This is a genomic window from Riemerella columbina, assembly GCF_030517065.1.
Lineage (GTDB): Bacteria > Bacteroidota > Bacteroidia > Flavobacteriales > Weeksellaceae > Riemerella > Riemerella columbina_A.
The window spans coordinates 88,695-108,607 of sequence record NZ_CP103950.1; the positions used below are offsets into that span (position 1 = coordinate 88,695).

Consider the following 19,913-nt stretch of genomic DNA (forward strand, 5'->3'; position numbering starts at 1 on the left):
TTATATAGAAATTATCATTTTCATATCACCAGAAAAAACCGTAATTTTGTCCTCTTAAATCCTATGCAAAACAAAAATAATCCATACCAGACTGCCAACTTTACTGTGCTGAGCATTAGTTTTGAAAAAGCCGATACCAAAACTCGGGGAAGGTTTGCTTTTTTTGATGAGCATATTAAAGAATTTGTCCAGAATATCCATAATAAAAATATGGGCGATGCCTTTGTGGTTTCCACTTGCAACCGAACGGAAATCTACACCACCACGCATAATTATATGTTTGTGGCACAGCTTTTTTGTAACACGGTGGGCGTGAGTTTGGTGGATTTCATCAAATATTGTGAGGTTAAAAAAAGCGAAGATGCCCTCAACCACCTCTTCCGCGTGGCTGCAGGTTTGGAGAGCCAGATTTTAGGCGATTTTGAAATTATTTCGCAGATTAAAAAGGCGTTTACAAGGTTTAAAACCTATAAAAGAAAACCCAACTCTTACTTAGAAAGAGCCATCAACTCCGCGATACAAATTTCTAAAAAAATCAAAACTGAAACTGGCATTAGCAATGGCGCAGCCTCCGTTTCCTATGCGGCTGTGCACTATATTCTGAACCATCAGCGGCAGCTTCAAAATAAGAAAATCCTGCTTTTGGGCGTGGGAGAGATTGGACAAAACACGGTGGAAAATCTTATGAAACACCTCTACCAGCCTAATATTAAAATCATCAATAGGACTTTAGAAAACGCTCAAAAAGTAGCGGATAAATTCCAAATCCCGTACGCTGATTTCTCTGATTATCAAGAGGAAATCGCACAGGCTGATATTCTCATCGTGGCGACAGGTGCCCCACAACCGATTATTCACAAAGAAAATTTACCTCAAAATAAAGACTTGCTCATCATTGATCTATCCATCCCTCACAATGTGGACAAAGCCGTGGCAGAGCTACCACAAGTGCAGTTAATTGATGTAGATGAGCTCTCCCAACAAATACAAGAAACCATAGAAGAGCGCCGCAAGGAAATTCCAAAAGCGGAAGCCATCATCAAAGAAATGGGCAAAGAGTTCTTAGAATGGGAGAAAAAAAGGAAATACGCCCCAAAAATCCATCAGTTTAAATCTTCACTACAACGGATTGAGGAGTATGAGATGCGCCATTTCTACCGCAAGCACCGCTACATCGGCATAGAGGATATGGAGCTCAGCAATAAGTTGATCCAAAAAATCACCAATAGATTTGCAAAATACATCATAGACAACCCTATGAAAGCCGAAGAAATTGCCAAGTTGATGGATGAAATTTTCGTGAAACAACCCATAGAAGAATTCAATGAAAAACACAATTAGAATAGGGACCAGAAACTCGCCGTTGGCATTATGGCAAGCGCAAGAAGTCGCACAGGCATTAGAACAACACCAGTACCGAACAGAAATCTGCCCTATTGTATCCTCTGGAGATAAAAACCTCAACCAACCGCTATACGCTATGGGCATTACTGGCGTGTTTACCAAAGATTTGGATTGGGCACTGCTGAACTCGGAGATTGATATTGCCGTGCATTCACTAAAAGATGTCCCTACACAATTGCCGCAGAACATCAGCCTTTGGGCTTATTTGGAAAGAGATTTCCCTCAAGATGTTTTGGTACGTGCTGAGAAAGCCCAACATCTGCCCCTCCACGAACTGAAAATTGCCACCAGTAGCCTTCGGCGACGGGCTTTTTGGCTTCGTGAGTTTAAAGATACCGCTTTTGTGGACATCCGTGGCAATGTACAAACGCGCCTCAAAAAGTTATCCGAAGAAGGCATTGCTGATGCCACATTATTTTCTTTAGCAGGCATCAAGCGCCTTAATTTAGACCTCCACTATGAACCGCTTCATTTTATGTTGCCAGCACCAGCCCAAGGGGTGGTAACAATAGCAGGACGCACTGATGATGCCGATATTGCGGAGGCTTTACAACGCATCAACCACCAACCTACCCAAAAGTGCGTGGAGATAGAACGCCTTTTTTTACAAACCTTAGAAGGTGGCTGTACGGCTCCCATTGGCGCTTTTGCGGAATTTATTGATGATGATACCGTGCGCTTCCGTGGGCAGCTGACCTCCCTAAACGGTAAAGATTCTTTAGAAATAGAAGAGGTTTTTAAATATGAACCTCATCAAGATTTTGGTTATCATTTGGCACAAGACCTCCTCAACCGTGGGGGCAAAGACATTATGCAATCCATCAAGCAAAATCTACCGTAGGCTTTTTATAATGAAACGCATTCTTTTCACTAAAATCGGCATTGAGGCAGAAGTAAAACACCACTTATCAGAGGTGGCGGATTGCGATTTCCAAGAGGTCATCAAAACCCAAATCATAAAGCCCCAAACCACCGATTTACCTCAGCACGCCCACTTTTTATTAACGAGTGTAAGTAGCGTTAAAGGCTTCCAAGAGAATGGTTTTCAATGGCAACAAGAGCCTGTGTTTTGCGTTGGTTCTAAAACAGCGGCAGCATTGGAGCGCCTAAATATTCCAGTCTTGCATACGGCTAAAAATGCCGAACAATTGCTTCAATTTCTCCTTGAAAACCCTTGCGAGGAAACAGCTCAATTTGTACATTTTTGCGGAAATAGAAGCCTCAACACTTTAAAAAATGGACTCACCGCCAAAGGTTACCCATTTCATCCCATAGCGGTTTATGAAACGCAACTTCTTTACCCCAAAATAACCTCGCTATATGATGGTATTGCGTTTTTTAGCCCAAGTGGCGTAGAGAGTTTTTTAGCGAAGAATACTTTGGGCAATGCCACCCTTTTCGCCTTAGGCACTTCTACAGAAAAAGCGTTAAAACAACAGAGCCAAAACCCCGTGATCACCAGTCAACAACAGACTTTGGAGGATTTACTCCACACCATAAAACACCATATAAAACAACCCGATTAAAAACAAGATTTATGAAAATAAAAAACGATTTATACCTTAAAGCCCTCCGTGGGGAATCCGTAGAGCGTCCACCCGTTTGGATGATGCGCCAAGCAGGGCGTTTTTTACCAGAATTTAGAGCCCTCAGAGACCAATACGATTTCTTCACGCGCTGCCAAACCCCAGAGTTAGCCGCAGAAATTACCCTAATGCCGATTCGGCGTTTTCCGCTGGATGCTGCTATTTTATTTTCGGATATTTTAGTGGTGCCTCAGGCTATGGGCATTCATTTTGAGATGAAAGAAGGCGTAGGACCTTGGCTGGAAAATCCTATCCGCACCAAAGAACAGATAGAGGCGATAGAAATTCCTGATGTGGATGACACCCTCGGTTATGTTTTTGATGCGATAGAACTCACGCTACAGAAATTGGATTATGAAATTCCGCTTATTGGCTTTGCAGGTAGCCCTTGGACGATTTTTTGCTATTGTATAGAGGGCAAAGGCAGCAAAACTTTTGACACCGCTAAGGCATTTTGCTTCCAGCACCCCGAAGCCGCTCATCAACTTTTACAAAAAATAACCGATACCACCATTGCCTACCTTAAAAGAAAAGTAGAAAAAGGCGTTTCTGCCGTTCAAATTTTTGATTCTTGGGGCGGTATGCTTTCGCCAGAAGACTACGAGGTGTTCTCTTGGCGATACATCAAGCAAATTGTAGAGGCGCTAAGTCCCCTCACGCATGTGGTGGTCTTTGGTAAAGGCTGTTGGTTCGCGCTGGAAGAGATGGTGCTCAGTCCTGTGTCTGCCCTCGGCGTTGATTGGACTATTACGCCAGAACTCGCCAGAATGTACACCAACCACACGATGACCCTCCAAGGGAATTTTGACCCTGCCCGCCTCCACTCCACTCCAGAAACCATTAAAAAAATGGTAGACACGATGATTAGAAGGTTCGGAAAAGACCGCTACATCGTTAATTTAGGACACGGCATCCTCCCTAATATCCCATTAGAAAACGCTGAGGCTTTCATTAAAGCCGTAGTAGATTGGAAGGAATAATTTTGATTATTTTTGGATAATAAAAAAACGCCTGATAGTATTGTTTGTTGGGCGTTTTTCTGTTTTTAACCCTAAACATAGTTAAATTTCAACGACTTTTTAACTATAATCAACAAAAGAAATTATAAAATAGGTTTTACTATTATGACATTTCTTTAATATCAGCTCAAAAACCAAGCCCTACCACAGCGATTAAAGTTTTCCGCTCCAAGCACAAAAAATCCCTTAAAATTCATATCTTTGCAAAATATTTGAGCGGAAAAAGATGCAATATTGAGTATCCCAAAACCACCTGATTTTTAGCAAACAAGAAGCCATCATAGAGATGGTAGAAAGTATGCTCGCTTCGGGGATGGCGGACGAAAATATTATATCCATCGCGAAAATATCAAAAGAAAAATTAGAACAGATTAAAAACAATATATACTAATATGCTAAAAATAAAAGACTTACACGCAAGTGTTGAAGATAAAGAAATTTTAAAGGGGATTCAGTTAGAAATCAACCCTGGGGAAGTGCACGCCATTATGGGACCCAACGGCGCTGGAAAATCCACGCTATCTTCCGTAATTGCTGGCAACGAAAATTTTGAAGTGACCCAAGGCAACATTCTTTTGGATGGCGAAAGTCTGTTGGAAGATGCCCCAGAAGAGCGCGCCCACAAGGGGATTTTCCTTTCGTTTCAGTATCCTGTGGAAATCCCTGGCGTTACGGTGACCAACTTCATCAAAACGGCGATTAACGAAACCCGCAAAGCCAATGGATTGGAGGATATGCCTGCCAAAGAAATGCTGGCACTCATTCGTGAAAAGTCTGATTTACTGGGGATTAGAAAAGATTTCCTTTCACGCTCGCTCAACGAAGGTTTTTCTGGCGGCGAGAAAAAACGAAACGAAATTTTCCAAATGCTAATGCTCAACCCTAAATTGGCCATTTTAGATGAAACCGATTCTGGACTGGATATAGACGCCCTCAGAATTGTAGCCGAAGGCGTAAATCACTTCAAAAATGAAGGCAATGCCGTGCTTCTGATCACTCACTACCAAAGGCTTTTAAACTACATTCAGCCCGATTTTGTGCATGTCTTAGCCGACGGAAAAATCATCAAAACAGGCGATAAATCCTTAGCTTTAGAACTGGAAGAAAAAGGCTACGATTGGTTAGTGAAATAGTCGCGCAAGTTTAAAATAACTTTTAACTCAACGCTTTCTAAACCTCCATTTTAGAAAGGTAAAAGATTAAAAAATGGCATTATTAGAGCAATTAAAATCATTACAACCTCAGCTTTCAGGAGCTAAACAAACCGCTTTAGATCAATTTTTAGCCCAAGGTTTCCCAACAAAAAAAGATGAGGAATACAAATACACTTTACTCAAAGAAATTACGGAGAAAGACTATCAAACCGAGCCTTCAGAAGCCAACACCATAAGTAAAACGCAGTGGGAGGCGCTCCATTTAGGCGAGGAACATTTTGATTTTCTAACCTTTGTCAATGGGAAACTTCATCCAGAATTATCCCACATTTCTATTGACAATGCGGAATTTCTTACTTTAAAGTACGCCCTCTCCAACCCTAAATACGAGGCTCTTTTAGCGGAGAAATACAACAGCATTGCCGCATCAGATTTGGCATTTTGTACCCTCAACCAAGCCTTGAACCAAGATGGATTTTTCCTTCATCTTCCTAAAAATATTGTAGTAGAGAAGCCTATCCATATTTTCTATATCTCTCAGAATCAAGAGGAAAATACTTTTTACAATCCTCGCAATTTGCTGATTGTAGAAGAAGGCGCCAAGGTAGAAATCATTGAAAGTCATCACAATTTAGATGAAAATTTTGTGTTTACCAATGCGGTAACTGAAATTTTCGTGGCGAAAAATGCAAAGGTCGATTGGCATAAACTTCAAAACGATTCGAATACCGCATATTTGGTAGACCACACTTTTGTAAGACAGGAGCAAGACAGCCAAGCCACGGTGAACACCTTCTCTTTCGGGGGCAAGTTGGTGCGTAATAATTTAGATTTCATCCAAGAGGGCGAAAATATCCACTCGTTTATGAATGGGATTACCATTATTGGCGACACACAGTTGGTAGACCACCACACCGCAGTGCACCACAACCAACCGAATTGCGAAAGTTACCAAAATTATAAAGGCATCTACAAAGACCAATCTCACGGCGTGTTTAATGGAAAAGTTTTCGTAGACAAAATAGCACAGAAAACCAATGCCTACCAGCAAAATAACAATGTTTTGCTCAACGAAGGCGCCACCATAGACTCCAAGCCGCAGTTAGAAATCTTTGCTGATGATGTTAAATGCTCCCACGGCTGCACGGTGGGGCAACTGAATGAAGACGCCCTATTCTACCTGCGTGCCAGAGGAATTTCTAAGGAAAAAGCGCAAGCCCTATTGCTCTACGCTTTTGCGAATGATGCGATGGAGAACATAGACATCATCCCTTTAAAAGAAAAAATAGCCCAGCTATTGACCGAAAAATTAGGCGTTAACAACCTATTCTAACCCCCAAGCCTTGTCATCACGATAAGGCTTTTTTATGTTTTCCGATGAATTTTAGCACCGTTCAATTTCACATCAATGCCTACCGCCAGCACCATCAGACTTTGGAGGCGGCACGGTTTCTCATCCGAAGTTTTAATTTGGAACACCCCAATTTTGCAAGTTTTCAAATCCGTGAGGGCGAGGGCGAACCCAACAACATCCTCCTGACCGCCGAAGGACAATTGGGAGGGCCTACCATTGTGAAAATCCCTAAAAACCTGTTTGATTTTGACCTCAGCCTCGTCCTCAACCTCATAGCCCACGAGATGCTCCATGTTCGGCAAAAAGCCAAAGACACGCTGGTGGAAGACAAAAACGAACGCGAATTTCAGGCGTATTACGAGATGCTCTTCCACCCCAATTTTCCACAAATCCCTGATGCTCCAGACTTTAACCGAAAGCAATTTGCTCAAAAAGCCCTCACCTACTACCAGCGGATGGCACAAACACCAGCACTGCAACAAGCCTACACGGCGCAGAAAAATCAGGTGGAAGCCTTGCTTCATTCTTTCAGTTAAAATAATCAGGGCGTGCCCCTCGCCAATGCGATGCCAACCCCTCGGGTCGGGCTTTCGGCTTTATCTTTTTTTCGGCGTGCCGCCTCAAAAAAGGATACCGCCTCTATCCCTCACGCACCGCATCCCTCAAAAAAAATAATTCCTCAATCTATAAAATAGCCTTAACTTTGCCACTTTCTAATCATTGACATTTTGGTATGAAACAATACACCTCCAAACGCAGCATCCAAATTTTAGCCCACTTGCTCCAGCAATACGGCATTCATCATATCATCATTTCCCCAGGGTCCAGAAATGCCCCTCTTGCGATCCACTTTACGGAAATAGAAAACATCAATGCGTATAGCATTATTGATGAGCGGAGCGCAGCATTTGTAGCGATGGGGATGGCACAAAGCCTCAGAAAGCCCGTTGCTGTGTCTTGTACCAGTGGCTCTGCGGCTGCCAACTATTACCCTGCCGTAGTGGAAGCGTTTTATCAAAACATTCCGCTCCTCCTCCTCACTGCCGACCGACCTTCGGACTTTACCGACCGATTTGATGGGCAGACCATTCGACAAAACCAACTTTACCAACAGCACGCCTATGGCAGTTTTCAACTCTTAGAAGACAGCCAACCAGATGCTGATGATTATAACTTCAGTACCATTAAAAAAGCGATAGAAACTTGTTTTGAAAAACAAGGTCCCGTGCATATTAACATTCCTTTGGAAGAGCCACTCTATCAGTTGGTGCCAGAATTGCCAATTTTGCCTCCTGTGGAGAGAACACAACCCGAGGAACACTTTACCCCAGAGGCTTCCCTTATTGCAGAGTGGAATACTTCTAAAAAAATTATGATCCTCACGGGAACGCTACATCACAACGAGGTTTTAGAAACTTACCTTGACCAATTGGCGAAAAACCATTCTGTGGTGGTCCTTACAGAAGCGAATTCTAACCTGCATAACCCTAAGTTTTTTGGGCATATAGACCGCTATATTTTCAGCATTACCCCTGAGGAAATTCCTTATTATGCGCCAGATTTGCTCATTACCATTGGGCAAAATGTGGTTTCTAAGAAGATTAAGCAATTTTTGCGGATGGCGCCCATCAAAAACCATTGGCATATAGACCCTTATTGGCAACCCGATACTTATTTTGCCCTCAACCGAAAATTAGCCACCACGCCAGAAGCTTTTTTCTCCGCTATTATCAATCAAATCAAAATAGAGCCTACGCCTTATTTTCAACTTTGGGATACCCTCCGAGAGAAAAAAGACCGTCTGCACGCCGCTTATGCCCAACAGGCTGATTTTTCAGATTTCAAGGTTTTTGATACCCTCTGCGAGGCAGTTCCTGCACATTATCAAGTCCATATTTCTAACAGTTCTGCCATTAGATACGCCCAGTTGTTTGATTTCGTGCATCAAAATCCGATCTACTGCAACCGTGGCACCAGCGGCATTGATGGCTCCACCTCTACAGCTATGGGCTTCGCAATGGTCAGCGAGCAACCCACGCTGCTTATCACTGGAGATATTAGCTTTTTCTACGATATTAACGGGCTTTGGAATCCTTACATTCCGCCATATACGCGGATTATTATCCTCAACAACGGCGAGGGCAATATTTTCCGCATCATCCCTGGACCAGATACCACCAATGCTTTGGAGGAGTTTATTGCGACCACACATCAAAAAAATGCAGAACTATTGGCGAAACATTTTGGGTTTTCTTATTTCAGATTAGATGATTTATCCACCTTAGAGCGGAGTTTGCCGCTGTTCTTTGAAGCTGGAGAGCAACCCAAAATTTTAGAAATTTCCACCAAAAATGCCCCTAATGCAGACACGCTGAAAGCGTATTTTAAATTCTTAAATCCACCTTCTACAGTATAATTTGGCTGATAGGATAGCTGGGACTTTGGGACAGTTCATTCATCGCATTGATGATTTTAAAGTGCGAAAAAGAGGGTAGATTCCCAGTGTTGATTGCCATTGATTGGATCTGCTGCCTATTGAGAAGATGCTGGCGCTGCACCCCATTAAGGAGGAAAGTCTCTGGCGTATACCATTTATCATCTTTAAGGAAAACCAAATTGCTGAAAGAAGTGTCCGTAATGGCGCCATTCTGCGTAATTATGACCTCTTCCGATGGTTGAGAAGATTTAAGTTGAAGCAAAGCCTCACGGTTGGCATATTTTAAATCGTATTGGATATGTGGTGCTTCCACCAACCGAAATTGAGTAATGACCGGACGCTGATAAACTTGAAATTCTGTGCTAAAAACGCCCTCGGTATCATAAAGAATTCGTAATTTATAAATGCCTTTTGGCGGAATGTCCAACGCTGAAATAATAGCCTCCAAGTGAATAGATGCTGCGGTTTTATAACGCTCTAAACTCTGATCTACACGCTGTTGATGGAGCGGAAGATTCAAAATTTTGCCCGCTCTACACTGGATGCTCTCAATAAATTGGCACATAGATTTTGTTTTTCATTTCTTGATACTCTTCTTCCAATTGGCTTTGGTGAGTAATGCCGCCACCACTTTTGAAATAAAGCCCATCTTCGGTCTGTTCTATCCATCTGATCAGCACGCAGGAATCTAAATTCTCACCATCAAACCAGCCTGCCACACCCGTGTAAAAGCCTCTATCATAGCCTTCTGCCTCCAAAATGAGTTCCAGCGTTTTAGGCTTAGGCGCCCCCAAAATAGAGCCTGCTGGCAAGAGCTTTTTCATCATCTGCCCTATTTTATTCTGAAATTCTGGCTTGAGTTGCCCTACAATCTCCGAACTCATGGCATAAAGGTTTTTCTGTTGCGTTTGCAAAAAATCAATATGCTGAAATTTTTTCACCTCTACCGCATCCGCCACCGTACTGAGGTCATTTCGCAATAAATCTACCACGGTATAATGCTCGGCTTTCTCTTTGGTGCTTTGCTTTAAACGCTCTTCGGCATTAGGGAGAGAAGCCTCTATAGTACCCTTCATAGGATAGGTGGCAATGGTGTTTTTCTTAATTTCCACAAAGGTTTCAGGAGAGAAACACACCCATTTTTCGGGATAGAGGAGTTTATATTTGGCTTTGGTATGGGCAAAAATTTGGGGCAAACTGAGATTGGTGCTCACCTTGGTTTTTCGGGTGTAGTTCGCTAAATAGGAATTGCCTTTTTTGAGATGCCACTGCACCTGATGAAATCCCGAGGCATACGCCGCCAAAGATTCTGGAAAAGCCTCCCACAATAAAGGCTCGGGCAAAGATTCGGGAGATATTAAATTCTGTTTAAAACCTCTAAAATCAATGCTGATATTCGCCTCTTCCAGCGCCTGTGGAGTATAAATTTCTATGTTATTCATCAAAAAATCTATGATAAAGAAAAAAGGCGCCCCTTGGAGGGAAAGGCGGTCCATTAAATTAAATTGAGATTCTTTGTCAGAAAACATTTAGCAAAAATAAAGAATGCTTATTTTTGTGCAAAATTATTTTTAATGAATGTTAAAATAAAACTTAATCGAAAGTTGAATATCAGCCCTATTTTAGAAGCCGCTATAGGTTATTGGAAGAAAACGATAGGCTTCCAAATTCTGTTTTCCGTCTTATATTTTGGCTTGCTGATGGTGTTTGCTACGGGGCTCTTACAATATTTGAATTTAGAGCCAGAAATTGCTAAATTTCAAAAAATCATTGCCGATGGGCAACTCAAAAACCTCAACAAAGCCGCCGAAGAACTCTCTAAAAATGAGGCAATGTCTTATTTTATTTTGGGCCTCAGCATCATCAAAGCATTGCTCTTCCCTCTAAACATTGGGTTTTATCAGATTTATCAAAAAATAGACTTGCAGGAGCCTTATAAAACTTCAGATTTATTGGCAGGTTATCGTGGCGGTACTTTTTTTAAATTCTTTGGATATGCCTTATTTTGGGGGATTATTTTGTCTTATTTGCAAATAATACCGCTGTTTTTGCCCCTTCTTTGGATGATGCTCACACTATTGGTTACACCCATTATGTACTTCCTCAACCTTAATATTTTTGAAAGTATTCGCCTCAATTGGGTGGCGCTAAGGTTACATTTTGTCTCGTTATTGATGGCTTGTTTCGCTTGTGTTTTGTTCAGTTATTCTGGTTTATTGCTGTTTGGCATCGGCTATTTAGTCACTTTTCCGTTTTGGAATGCTATGCTCTACACGCTTTATAAACGCCTCTTTATCATCACCAAAAATTAAAATTATCCAACTCTAAAATTCAACCCTATGGACACTGAACGCAACGGCATTATCAGTAATGTTAAAATTAAACAGATCGCCCTTTTAATCATCATTTTGGTGTTATTTTTACTCATCGCCTATAATTTATCGATGTTTATTCCCTCTCTTTTGGGCGCCATTACCCTGTATGTGATTTCCAGAAAATACAACCTCTACCTCATCGAGCAAAAACAATGGAAACCGTGGCTTTCGGCATTAACCATTATGCTTTCTACGGTGCTTATCTTGATTCTGCCGCTGTATTTCCTTATTGATGTGGTCATCAGAAAATTAGGCAATGCGCAAGCTTATATGGGGCGGTTCAATCTTTTTTTGGATAAAATACACGCTTATATTTTGTCTAAAACAGGATTTGATATCCTCAGCCAAGACAACCTCAGCAAGCTTAAAGAATTGGCAGGCACCGTGTCTACCAGTGCACTAAGTAGCACGCTCAACACCGTTACAGTGGTGGGTTCTGCATATTTTATCTTATATTTTATGCTGGTTAACCCGAGGGTTTTTGAGCGTATCCTAACCAAAGCGGCACCGCTCAAAAGGGCGAACATCAGCCTAATTGCCGACAAAATCCGAAAGATGATTATCGCCAATGCCATTGGTATTCCTGTGGTGGCTTTGGGACAAGGTTTGGTGGCACTTGTTGGCTATTTTATTTTTGATGCGCCCAGCCCTATTTTGCTATTTGCACTCACGGCGGTCGCATCTATGATTCCTATTGTGGGGGCTTCTATCGTTTATATTCCTGTGTGTATTTTTATGGCTGCCGAGGGCGAGGTGGTTTCTGCCGTGGCACTATTTGCATACTGCATTGTTTTAGTGGGACTTACGGATAATGTACTCAGATTTACTTTGCTCAAAAAGCTGGAAGACATCCACCCGCTCAATACGGTATTTGGAATTATTTTGGGTATGAATTTGTTTGGTTTTATGGGCTTGGTCTTCGGGCCTATCTTGGTTTCGGTAACTTTGCTTCTTATCCAAATCTACCGAGATGAGTTTTCCGATGACGATACGCCAGAACTCATCATTCCTGAGTCTATGGATACGCCACTGGAGGCTGAGAAAGAATCCGTTATTATCCCACCAACCGATGCTAACGCTTAAAATCTATTCCTTTTGAATCCAGAAATTTTAAAAGAAATCTGCACCGTGATGATGCCTTTCGGGAAATATCAAGGGACAGTCTTAGCCGATTTACCCATTTCTTATCTGGAATGGTTTCAGCGAAGTAGCGGCTTCCCCAAGGGGAAATTGGGGATGCAGCTCGCTACGGTTTATGAAATTAAACTGAACGGCTTAGAAGATCTACTGCGCACCATACGCCGCGAGGTTTTATAAAAAACAGCAACGATTTCAAACTAAAAAATCGTTGCTGTTATCTATTGAGGGTTGATGATAGAGCTTAGTCGTTCAGTTTGAGAACCGCCATAAATGCGGACTGTGGCACCTCAACCCTACCAATTTGTTTCATCTTCTTTTTCCCTTCTTTCTGTTTTTCTAAGAGCTTTCTCTTTCTAGAGATATCGCCGCCGTAACACTTAGCGGTCACATCTTTCCGAAGAGCTTTTATGGTCTCTCTGGCAATCACTTTGGTCCCTAATGCCGCCTGCACCGCAATATCAAACTGCTGTCTTGGTATCAGTTCTCGGAGTTTTTCGCACATTTTCTTACCGATGCTGTACGCATTATCTTGATGGATCAGTGATGATAAAGCATCTACCATATCGCCATTGATGAGGATATCCATTTTTACCAATTTAGAAGCACGGAAGCCTATCGGATGATAATCAAAAGAGGCATAACCTTTGGAAATGGATTTCAGTCGGTCATAAAAATCAAAAACCACTTCTGCCAACGGCATATTAAAAATGAGCTCTACCCGATCTGCCGTAGGATAATTTTGGCTCACAATTTCGCCTCTCTTCTCGATACAGAGGGTCATCACGGCACCCACAAAATCAGATTTGGTAATGATAGAAGCTTTGATGTAAGGCTCCTCCACACGGTCCATGATTGTTGGATCCATCATCTCCGATGGGTTGTTGATTAAAATAGGTACATCTGGCGCTTTTTTGCTGTAACCGTGGTAAGATACATTGGGCACGGTGGTGATTACATTCATCCCAAACTCCCTATCCAAGCGCTCTTGCACGATTTCCATATGGAGCATTCCCAAGAAACCACATCTAAAACCAAAGCCTAACGCTGCCGAACTTTCTGGCTCAAATACCAAAGAGGCATCGTTCAACCTTAACTTTTCCAAAGAGGCTCTAAGCTCCTCAAAATCTTCACTTTCCACAGGATAAATACCTGCAAAAACCATCGGCTTAACTTCCTCAAAGCCTTCTATAGGCGCAGTGGCAGGGTGGTCTACGCTGGTAATGGTATCGCCCACCTTAACCTCTCGGGCATCTTTAATCCCAGAGATAATGTAGCCCACATCTCCACACTTGATTTCTTGCTTAGGCTGTTGCTTGAGCTTTAAAGTTCCCACTTCATCGGCTTCATAGGTTTTATCCGTTGCCATAAATTTGACTTTCTCGCCTTTTTTAATTTTCCCATTCACCACCTTAAAATAAGCCTCTATCCCTCTAAATGGATTATAAACGGAGTCAAAAATTAAGGCTTGTAGCGGGGCTTCAGGATCGCCTTGCGGTGCTGGAATACGCTCCACAATTTGCTCTAACAACTGATGCACACCCTCGCCAGTTTTTCCAGAAACACGGAGAACATCTTCATAATCACAACCGATAAGGTTCATAATTTCATCGGTTACCTCCTCTGGATTGGCGGAAGGCAGGTCTATTTTATTGAGAACAGGGATGATTTCCAAATCGTTTTCTAACGCGAGGTAGAGGTTAGAAATGGTCTGTGCCTGAATGCTTTGTGCCGCATCTACAATGAGCAAAGCGCCCTCGCAAGCGGCAATAGAGCGAGAAACCTCATAAGAAAAATCCACATGCCCAGGGGTGTCTATCAGATTGAGCACATATTTTTCCCCTTTGTGCTCATAATCCATCTGTATGGCGTGAGATTTTATGGTGATGCCTCGTTCTTTTTCCAAGTCCATATCGTCCAAAGTCTGCGCTTGGAGTTCTCTCTGCGTTACAGTATTGGTGTATTCCAATAAACGGTCTGCCAGCGTGGATTTACCATGGTCTATATGGGCAATAATGCAAAAATTTCTTATATTCTTCATAGATGTTTTCTCGGTAGTCTGCAAAGATACTATTTTTTCTTACCTCATCATAACCCCGTTTTCATTTTTTAATCTTATTTTTGTGGGATAAGTAAAAATCTTTTTTAAAGTTATGAAAAAATTAGCCCTCGCCTGCGACCACGCTGGCTACGAGTACAAAGAGTACCTAAAACAACAACTCAGCGCCCAGTACGACATTACCGACTATGGCACCCACAGCACCGCCTCGGTGGATTATCCAGATTTTGTACATCCTGCCGCCGCTTCTGTAGAAAGTGGAGAAAATGAATTGGGTATTTTGGTCTGTGGCAGTGGGCAAGGCGTGCAGCTGACCGCAAACAAACACCAAGGTATCCGCTGTGCCCTATGCTGGATGCCAGAATTAGGCGCCTTAGCACGGCAGCACAACAATTGCAATATGGTGGCCATTCCAGCGCGTTTTATCGCAAAAGAATTGGCGTTAGAAATTGTGCAAACTTTTCTCAACACAGATTTTGAAGGCGGTAGACACCTCAAAAGAGTAGAGAAAATTGCCGCTTGTTAATACTTATTTTTTCTTTGATTTAAGCTTATGGTTTTAAGTAGAATTTGGAGTGCGTTTATCATCATCGCTATTTTAGTCGCTGGGGTAAAGTATGGATTTTCTGACCATTACAAAACGGTTTTTAACGATATGGTGGTGGGCAAAGGTGGTGATACCATCCAGATTGCCACCAAACCGATTTCGGATTTCCACCCCAATGCCGTGGAGAATTTTCAAGAAAATCCGCTGTATATTCAGAATCGTATTCATTACCAATACCAGCCAGAGGCTAATAATGTGAAGGTCTACAGAATACAAACCACCGATGGCGTGATCGGCACCAGCCAAACCGCAGTGGAAATTTGTTTGGGCTTAGTTGGGATTATGGCTTTATTTATGGGCTTTATGAGCATTGCGGAGAAAGCGGGCGGCATTAGCCTCCTCAGCCGATGGATACAGCCTTTTTTCTCAAAGCTCTTCCCCGAAGTTCCTAAAAATCACCCCGCTTTTGGGCATATGATGCTCAATTTTTCCGCCAATCTCTTAGGCTTAGACAATGCCGCTACCCCCTTCGGGCTTAAAGCTATGGAGAGCCTCCAATCTCTCAACCCTGATAAAGACCGCGCCAGCAATGCTCAAATTATGTTCCTGTGCTTGCACGCCAGTGGCTTGACTTTAATTCCTGTGTCCATTATTGCCATTAGGGCTTCTATGGGCTCGGCAACGCCTACGGATATTTTCTTACCTTGTATGATTGCTACCTTTTGCGCCACTATGGCAGCGATGATGATGGTCTCCATCAAGCAACGCATCAACCTTTTTCAGCCTGTGATCCTTTTGTATATTGGTGGTATTTCTGCCGTTATCGCTGGCTTGGTGTGGTTTTTAGTCCGCCTGAGCAAAGAGGAATTGGACACTTTTAGCAAGGTGCTGAGCAATGGTATTATCCTATTGATTTTCCTCGCTATTGTGCTGGGAGGCTTGTATAAAAAACTCAATATTTTTGATGCTTTTATTGATGGAGCGAAAGAAGGCTTTAAAGTCTGTGTGAAGATTATCCCTTATTTGGTGGGAATGCTCATCGCGATTTCTTTATTAAGGACTTCTGGCGTTTTTGATTTAGCCATAGATGGGATGAAATGGCTTGCCGATGTGCTGAATTTAGACACGCGTTTTGTTGATGGCTTACCTACTGCACTCATTAAACCACTCTCGGGGTCTGGGGCGCGTGGGATGATGGTGGACACGATGGCAACTTTCGGTGCAGACTCCTTCCCATCGCGGTTGGCAGGGATTTTACAAGGCAGCTCAGATACCACATTTTATGTGATTGCCGTTTATTTTGGTGCCGTGGGCGTCCGCAATACCCGCTATACGGTGGGCGTGATGCTCTTAGCCGATTTGGTGGGCATCATCACTTCTATTATTTTGGCTTACCTATTTTTTGGATAAACACAACTCGCTATGATTCAACAAATTCCTATTGAGAGAGTTCTTTTTTTAGATATAGAAACGGTGCCTGCCGTACAAGATTGGAGCGAACTGTCTGAAACCGAACAACGGCTTTGGGAGAAGAAAACGGCTTTCCAAAGAAAGGAGGAGGTTTCCGCCGAAGATTTTTATCCACAAAGGGCAGGCGTAATGGCTGAGTTTGGAAAAATCATCTGTATTTCCGTGGGGATGATGAGCAAAAGTGGCAAACTGAAAATCAAGAGTTTTGCCAGTGATGATGAGGCGGCACTGCTCAGAGATTTCGGTGATTTATTCAATACGCCGCGCCTAAGGCAAGTGATTTTATGCGCCCACAATGGTAAAGAATTTGACTTTCCGTGGATTGCGCGCCGTTTCTTAGTTAATGGGATGATGCCTCCTAGCCCATTCCAAATGTTTGGCAAAAAACCTTGGGAAATCCCTCATCTGGATACGATGGAGCTTTGGAAATTTGGAGATTATAAAAGCTTTATTCCCTTGGAACTGATGGCACATCTCTTCGGCATTCCTACGCCAAAAGATGATATAGATGGTGCTATGGTAGCAGAGATTTATTACCAAGAGAAAGATTTATCAAGAATTATTAAATATTGTGAAAAAGATGTTTTAACTTTGTGCAACATTTTTAGAAAGCTAAGGCAAGAGGATTTATTGGAGCGAGAAGACTAACCGCTTTATCGGTAAAGTATCCTTTAAATACTCCAGCCTACTCAAGATTTTACTTTTTTGAACACAATAGGATGAAATATACAGACGAACAAATTAACCGCATAGGCGAAGAGATCATCAAAACTCTAAAAACCGTGTACGACCCAGAAATCCCTGTGGATATTTATGAACTGGGCTTGGTTTATGATGTTCAAATTTCTGATGAAGGCGCCGTAAAAGTGGTGATGACACTAACCACCCCCAATTGCCCCGTTGCCGAATCTCTCCCCCAAGAGGTCAAAGAAAAAGTGGCAGAAGTAGAGGGCGTAACCGCCGTAGACTTAGAGCTGACCTTTGAGCCCACTTGGACCAAAGATATGATGAGCGAGGAAGCCCGCTTTGAGTTAGGAATGTTTTAAGCCACTCTTATCCCTGATTAAAAATGAAAAATAGACTTGGCTTTATTCCAAGCGCTTTCAAAGTGGAGCATATTCTGCTGGATAGGGATTTTTTCTAAATTCATAAAGTTAAACACTTGCTCCGTGGGCATATTGCCGACCAAATCATCTTTTGCCATAGGGCAACCGCCAATGCCTTTTATCGCAGCATCAAATCTGCGGCAGCCTTGGTCATACGCGGCTTTTAGCTTAGGATAAGCCTCATCATAACGGTTGTGAAAGTGGGCGCCAAAGCTGATGTCTAAATATTGAGGTGGGATTTTGCTGAACAACAGCTGGATGGTTTCTGGCGTAGCCACACCTGTGGTATCAGAGAGGAGAATGTTCTTAACGCCAATTTCCGCAAAACGTTGCGTCCAATAATCCACATCTTGCCATTTCCAACCTTCGCCATAAGGGTTGCCAAACGCCATAGAGAAATAAACATTCAATATTTTCCCTTCGGCAGATGCCATCTCTAAAATCTGTTGAATCTGTGCAAACGCTTCCTCCTGATTTTTATTGGTATTGCGGTATTGAAAAGTTTCCGAAATGGAAAACGGAAAACCTAAAATATCCACATTTTGATGTTTCAAAGCTTTCTCTGCCCCCTTGATATTCGCTACAATAACAGACAGTTGAGTATCAGACAACGTTTTATCTATAGCATCTATAACCTCGCCAGAATCTGCCATCTGCGGAATGGCTTTAGGCGAAACAAAGCTGCCGCAATCCAACACATCAAAACCGACCGACATCAGGCTATTGAGATAATCGATTTTGGTGTCTGTGGGAATCCATTCATTCCAACCTTGCATAGCATCTCGGGGACATTCTGTTAAAAACATTTTTACATTTTTAGATTTGGTCTCAAATATAATAAAAAGTTTTAAATTTCACATCAAACCTGTTTATATTTCATTATCAATGTTTTACAACAAACACACCCCAATAACACCGCATAAAAAATAGGAATAATGCCGATACCTCGGCTCAAAATGCTAACTTTGTAAAAATTTAATTTAAAAATGATAAACACGATAGAATTCAGCCCAGAATGGCAAAAAAAGCTCCTTGAGCGTTTTATTTCTTATGTTAAAATCTACTCCACAAGCGATCCAGAAAGCCCCAGCACGCCCTCCACACCTCAACAATGGGATATGGCGAATTTACTTTTTGAAGAGTTAAAAAGTTTAGGTTTAGAAGAGGTGACCATAGATGAACACGGCTATGTTTTCGGCGTTATTCCTGCCACCATTGAGGAAAAAGTGCCTCAAATTGGGTTTATTGCCCACTACGATAGCACACCCGATTTCAATGGCAAAGGTGTTAATCCCCAAGTTTGGGAAAATTATGATGGGCAAGATTTATTGCTGAATCCAGAAACTGGCTTTACACTATCGCCGAAGAAATTTGAAACTTTAAAAGACTATATTGGGCAAACGCTCATCACTACAGATGGCACCACGCTACTCTCCGCCGATGACAAAGCGGGAATTGCCGAAATTGTCACCGCAGCGGAATACCTCATCGCTCATCCAGAAATTAAACACGGTAGGATTTCGGTAGGCTTTAACCCAGATGAAGAAATTGGGCGTGGCGCTCACCTTTTCAATGTAGAAAAATTCGGTGCCGAGTGGGCTTATACAATGGACGGCGGCGAAGTGGGCGAGTTAGAATACGAAAATTTTAATGCTGCTGGTGCGGTGGTAAAAATCCATGGGCTAAGCGTGCACCCAGGTTATGCCTACGGAAAAATGGTGAATGCAGGGCTCTTGGCTGCCGATTTCATCAAGATGTTACCTGAAAACGAAACCCCAGCTACCACACGAGGTTTTGAGGGTTTTTATCATCTTTTAGAAGTGAATGCTGATGTTTCTGAAGCCAAACTTCAATATATCATCCGTGACCACGATGCCGAAAAATTTGAAGAAAGAAAACGCGTGATGGAAGACACGGTGCGCCGTTTTAATGAAAAATATGGCGATGTGGCAGAGCTGGAAATCAAGGAGCAATACCGCAATATGAAGCAACAATTTGAAGGCAAAATGCACATTGTAGATTTAGCCGAAGAAGCGATGAAAGCGGCGAACATCACGCCAAAAATCAAGGCGATCCGCGGGGGGACAGATGGTGCGCAACTTTCTTATATGGGCTTGCCTTGTCCCAATATTTTTGCGGGTGGGCTGAACTTCCACGGTCCTTATGAATATGTGCCTTTGGAAAGTATGGAAAAAGCCGTTAAAGTGATTTTAAACATTGCTCAACTGGTAGCAAAACCATAGTTTGCAAAAAATAACCGCTAAA

20 protein-coding genes are annotated in these 19,913 nt (G+C 42.4%); 16 read left to right on the top strand and 4 right to left on the bottom strand.

Going from position 1 to position 19,913, the window contains the following annotated elements; translation table 11 throughout:
• Positions 1-63: 63 nt before the first annotated feature.
• The 8 genes from hemA (at position 64) to menD (ending at position 8,933) form a co-directional block, all read left to right on the top strand.
• Entirely contained in the window at positions 64-1,341 is a 1,278-nt protein-coding gene (hemA, locus tag NYR17_RS00395; RefSeq protein WP_302505559.1) for a glutamyl-tRNA reductase, read from the top strand.
• Complete coding sequence (gene hemC, locus NYR17_RS00400; RefSeq protein WP_302505560.1) at positions 1,325-2,245, top strand: hydroxymethylbilane synthase; 921 nt, start codon at positions 1,325-1,327, stop codon at positions 2,243-2,245. Before hemA ends, hemC begins: the two co-directional genes overlap by 17 nt.
• A 10-nt stretch (positions 2,246-2,255) precedes the next feature.
• Positions 2,256-2,930 carry a uroporphyrinogen-III synthase gene (locus NYR17_RS00405; protein ID WP_302505561.1) on the top strand — a complete coding sequence of 225 codons (675 nt, stop codon included), beginning with the start codon at positions 2,256-2,258 and terminating at the stop codon, positions 2,928-2,930.
• A gap of 11 nt (positions 2,931-2,941) precedes the next feature.
• Complete coding sequence (gene hemE / locus NYR17_RS00410) at positions 2,942-3,970, top strand: uroporphyrinogen decarboxylase (protein WP_302505562.1); 1,029 nt, start codon at positions 2,942-2,944, stop codon at positions 3,968-3,970.
• Between the two features lie 431 nt (positions 3,971-4,401).
• The gene (gene sufC, locus NYR17_RS00415; RefSeq protein WP_302505563.1) at positions 4,402-5,142 is read left to right on the top strand and encodes a Fe-S cluster assembly ATPase SufC; all 741 of its coding nucleotides are present in this window, start codon (positions 4,402-4,404) and stop codon (positions 5,140-5,142) included.
• A 73-nt stretch (positions 5,143-5,215) separates the two neighbouring features.
• Positions 5,216-6,496 (top strand): Fe-S cluster assembly protein SufD, encoded by a 1,281-nt coding sequence (gene sufD / locus NYR17_RS00420; protein ID WP_302505564.1) that lies wholly within the window; start codon positions 5,216-5,218, stop codon positions 6,494-6,496.
• A 44-nt stretch (positions 6,497-6,540) separates the two neighbouring features.
• Positions 6,541-7,053, top strand: a complete 513-nt coding sequence (locus NYR17_RS00425; protein ID WP_302505565.1) for a hypothetical protein — start codon at positions 6,541-6,543, stop codon at positions 7,051-7,053.
• Positions 7,054-7,250: 197 nt separating this feature from the next.
• Positions 7,251-8,933, top strand: coding sequence for a 2-succinyl-5-enolpyruvyl-6-hydroxy-3-cyclohexene-1-carboxylic-acid synthase (gene menD / locus NYR17_RS00430; protein ID WP_302505566.1), 1,683 nt, complete (start codon positions 7,251-7,253; stop codon positions 8,931-8,933).
• On the opposite strand, the gene NYR17_RS00435 is transcribed toward menD, so the two are convergent.
• Both NYR17_RS00435 and NYR17_RS00440 read right to left on the bottom strand, forming a co-directional pair.
• A complete protein-coding gene (locus NYR17_RS00435) occupies positions 8,923-9,519 on the bottom strand; it encodes an aminotransferase class IV (RefSeq protein ID WP_302505567.1) in 597 nt (198 codons plus the stop codon). The genes menD and NYR17_RS00435 overlap by 11 nt on opposite strands.
• The gene (locus tag NYR17_RS00440; protein WP_302505568.1) at positions 9,503-10,483 is read right to left on the bottom strand and encodes an aminodeoxychorismate synthase component I; all 981 of its coding nucleotides are present in this window, start codon (positions 10,481-10,483) and stop codon (positions 9,503-9,505) included. Before NYR17_RS00440 ends, NYR17_RS00435 begins: the two co-directional genes overlap by 17 nt.
• A gap of 45 nt (positions 10,484-10,528) precedes the next feature.
• On the opposite strand from NYR17_RS00440, the gene NYR17_RS00445 reads away from it, so the two are divergent.
• From NYR17_RS00445 to NYR17_RS00455, 3 genes are read left to right on the top strand one after another with little or no spacing between them, the layout of a single operon-like run.
• Entirely contained in the window at positions 10,529-11,266 is a 738-nt protein-coding gene (locus tag NYR17_RS00445) for a hypothetical protein (protein ID WP_302505569.1), read from the top strand.
• A 27-nt stretch (positions 11,267-11,293) separates the two neighbouring features.
• Positions 11,294-12,412, top strand: coding sequence for an AI-2E family transporter (locus NYR17_RS00450; protein WP_302505570.1), 1,119 nt, complete (start codon positions 11,294-11,296; stop codon positions 12,410-12,412).
• 12 nt (positions 12,413-12,424) lie between these two features.
• On the top strand, positions 12,425-12,646 hold the full coding sequence (locus tag NYR17_RS00455) for a DUF3820 family protein (protein ID WP_302505571.1): 222 nt from the start codon (positions 12,425-12,427) through the stop codon (positions 12,644-12,646).
• A gap of 64 nt (positions 12,647-12,710) precedes the next feature.
• Here the strand turns inward: NYR17_RS00455 and lepA are convergent, their stop codons facing one another.
• Complete coding sequence (gene lepA / locus NYR17_RS00460; protein WP_302505572.1) at positions 12,711-14,507, bottom strand: translation elongation factor 4; 1,797 nt, start codon at positions 14,505-14,507, stop codon at positions 12,711-12,713.
• 112 nt (positions 14,508-14,619) lie between these two features.
• Here lepA and rpiB point away from each other — a divergent pair, with 112 nt between their 5' ends.
• The 4 genes from rpiB (at position 14,620) to NYR17_RS00480 (ending at position 17,588) form a co-directional block, all read left to right on the top strand.
• Positions 14,620-15,051, top strand: coding sequence for a ribose 5-phosphate isomerase B (gene rpiB / locus NYR17_RS00465; RefSeq protein ID WP_302505573.1), 432 nt, complete (start codon positions 14,620-14,622; stop codon positions 15,049-15,051).
• Positions 15,052-15,078: 27 nt separating this feature from the next.
• Entirely contained in the window at positions 15,079-16,482 is a 1,404-nt protein-coding gene (locus NYR17_RS00470) for a nucleoside recognition domain-containing protein (RefSeq protein WP_302505574.1), read from the top strand.
• A 12-nt stretch (positions 16,483-16,494) separates the two neighbouring features.
• The gene (locus tag NYR17_RS00475) at positions 16,495-17,190 is read left to right on the top strand and encodes a 3'-5' exonuclease (RefSeq protein ID WP_302505575.1); all 696 of its coding nucleotides are present in this window, start codon (positions 16,495-16,497) and stop codon (positions 17,188-17,190) included.
• A 71-nt stretch (positions 17,191-17,261) separates the two neighbouring features.
• Positions 17,262-17,588, top strand: coding sequence for an SUF system Fe-S cluster assembly protein (locus NYR17_RS00480; RefSeq protein WP_302505576.1), 327 nt, complete (start codon positions 17,262-17,264; stop codon positions 17,586-17,588).
• Between the two features lie 17 nt (positions 17,589-17,605).
• On the opposite strand, the gene NYR17_RS00485 is transcribed toward NYR17_RS00480, so the two are convergent.
• Positions 17,606-18,454, bottom strand: a complete 849-nt coding sequence (locus tag NYR17_RS00485) for a hydroxymethylglutaryl-CoA lyase (RefSeq protein ID WP_302505577.1) — start codon at positions 18,452-18,454, stop codon at positions 17,606-17,608.
• Positions 18,455-18,634: 180 nt separating this feature from the next.
• Here NYR17_RS00485 and pepT point away from each other — a divergent pair, with 180 nt between their 5' ends.
• Entirely contained in the window at positions 18,635-19,891 is a 1,257-nt protein-coding gene (gene pepT / locus NYR17_RS00490) for a peptidase T (RefSeq protein WP_302505578.1), read from the top strand.
• Positions 19,892-19,913 lie beyond the last annotated feature (22 nt).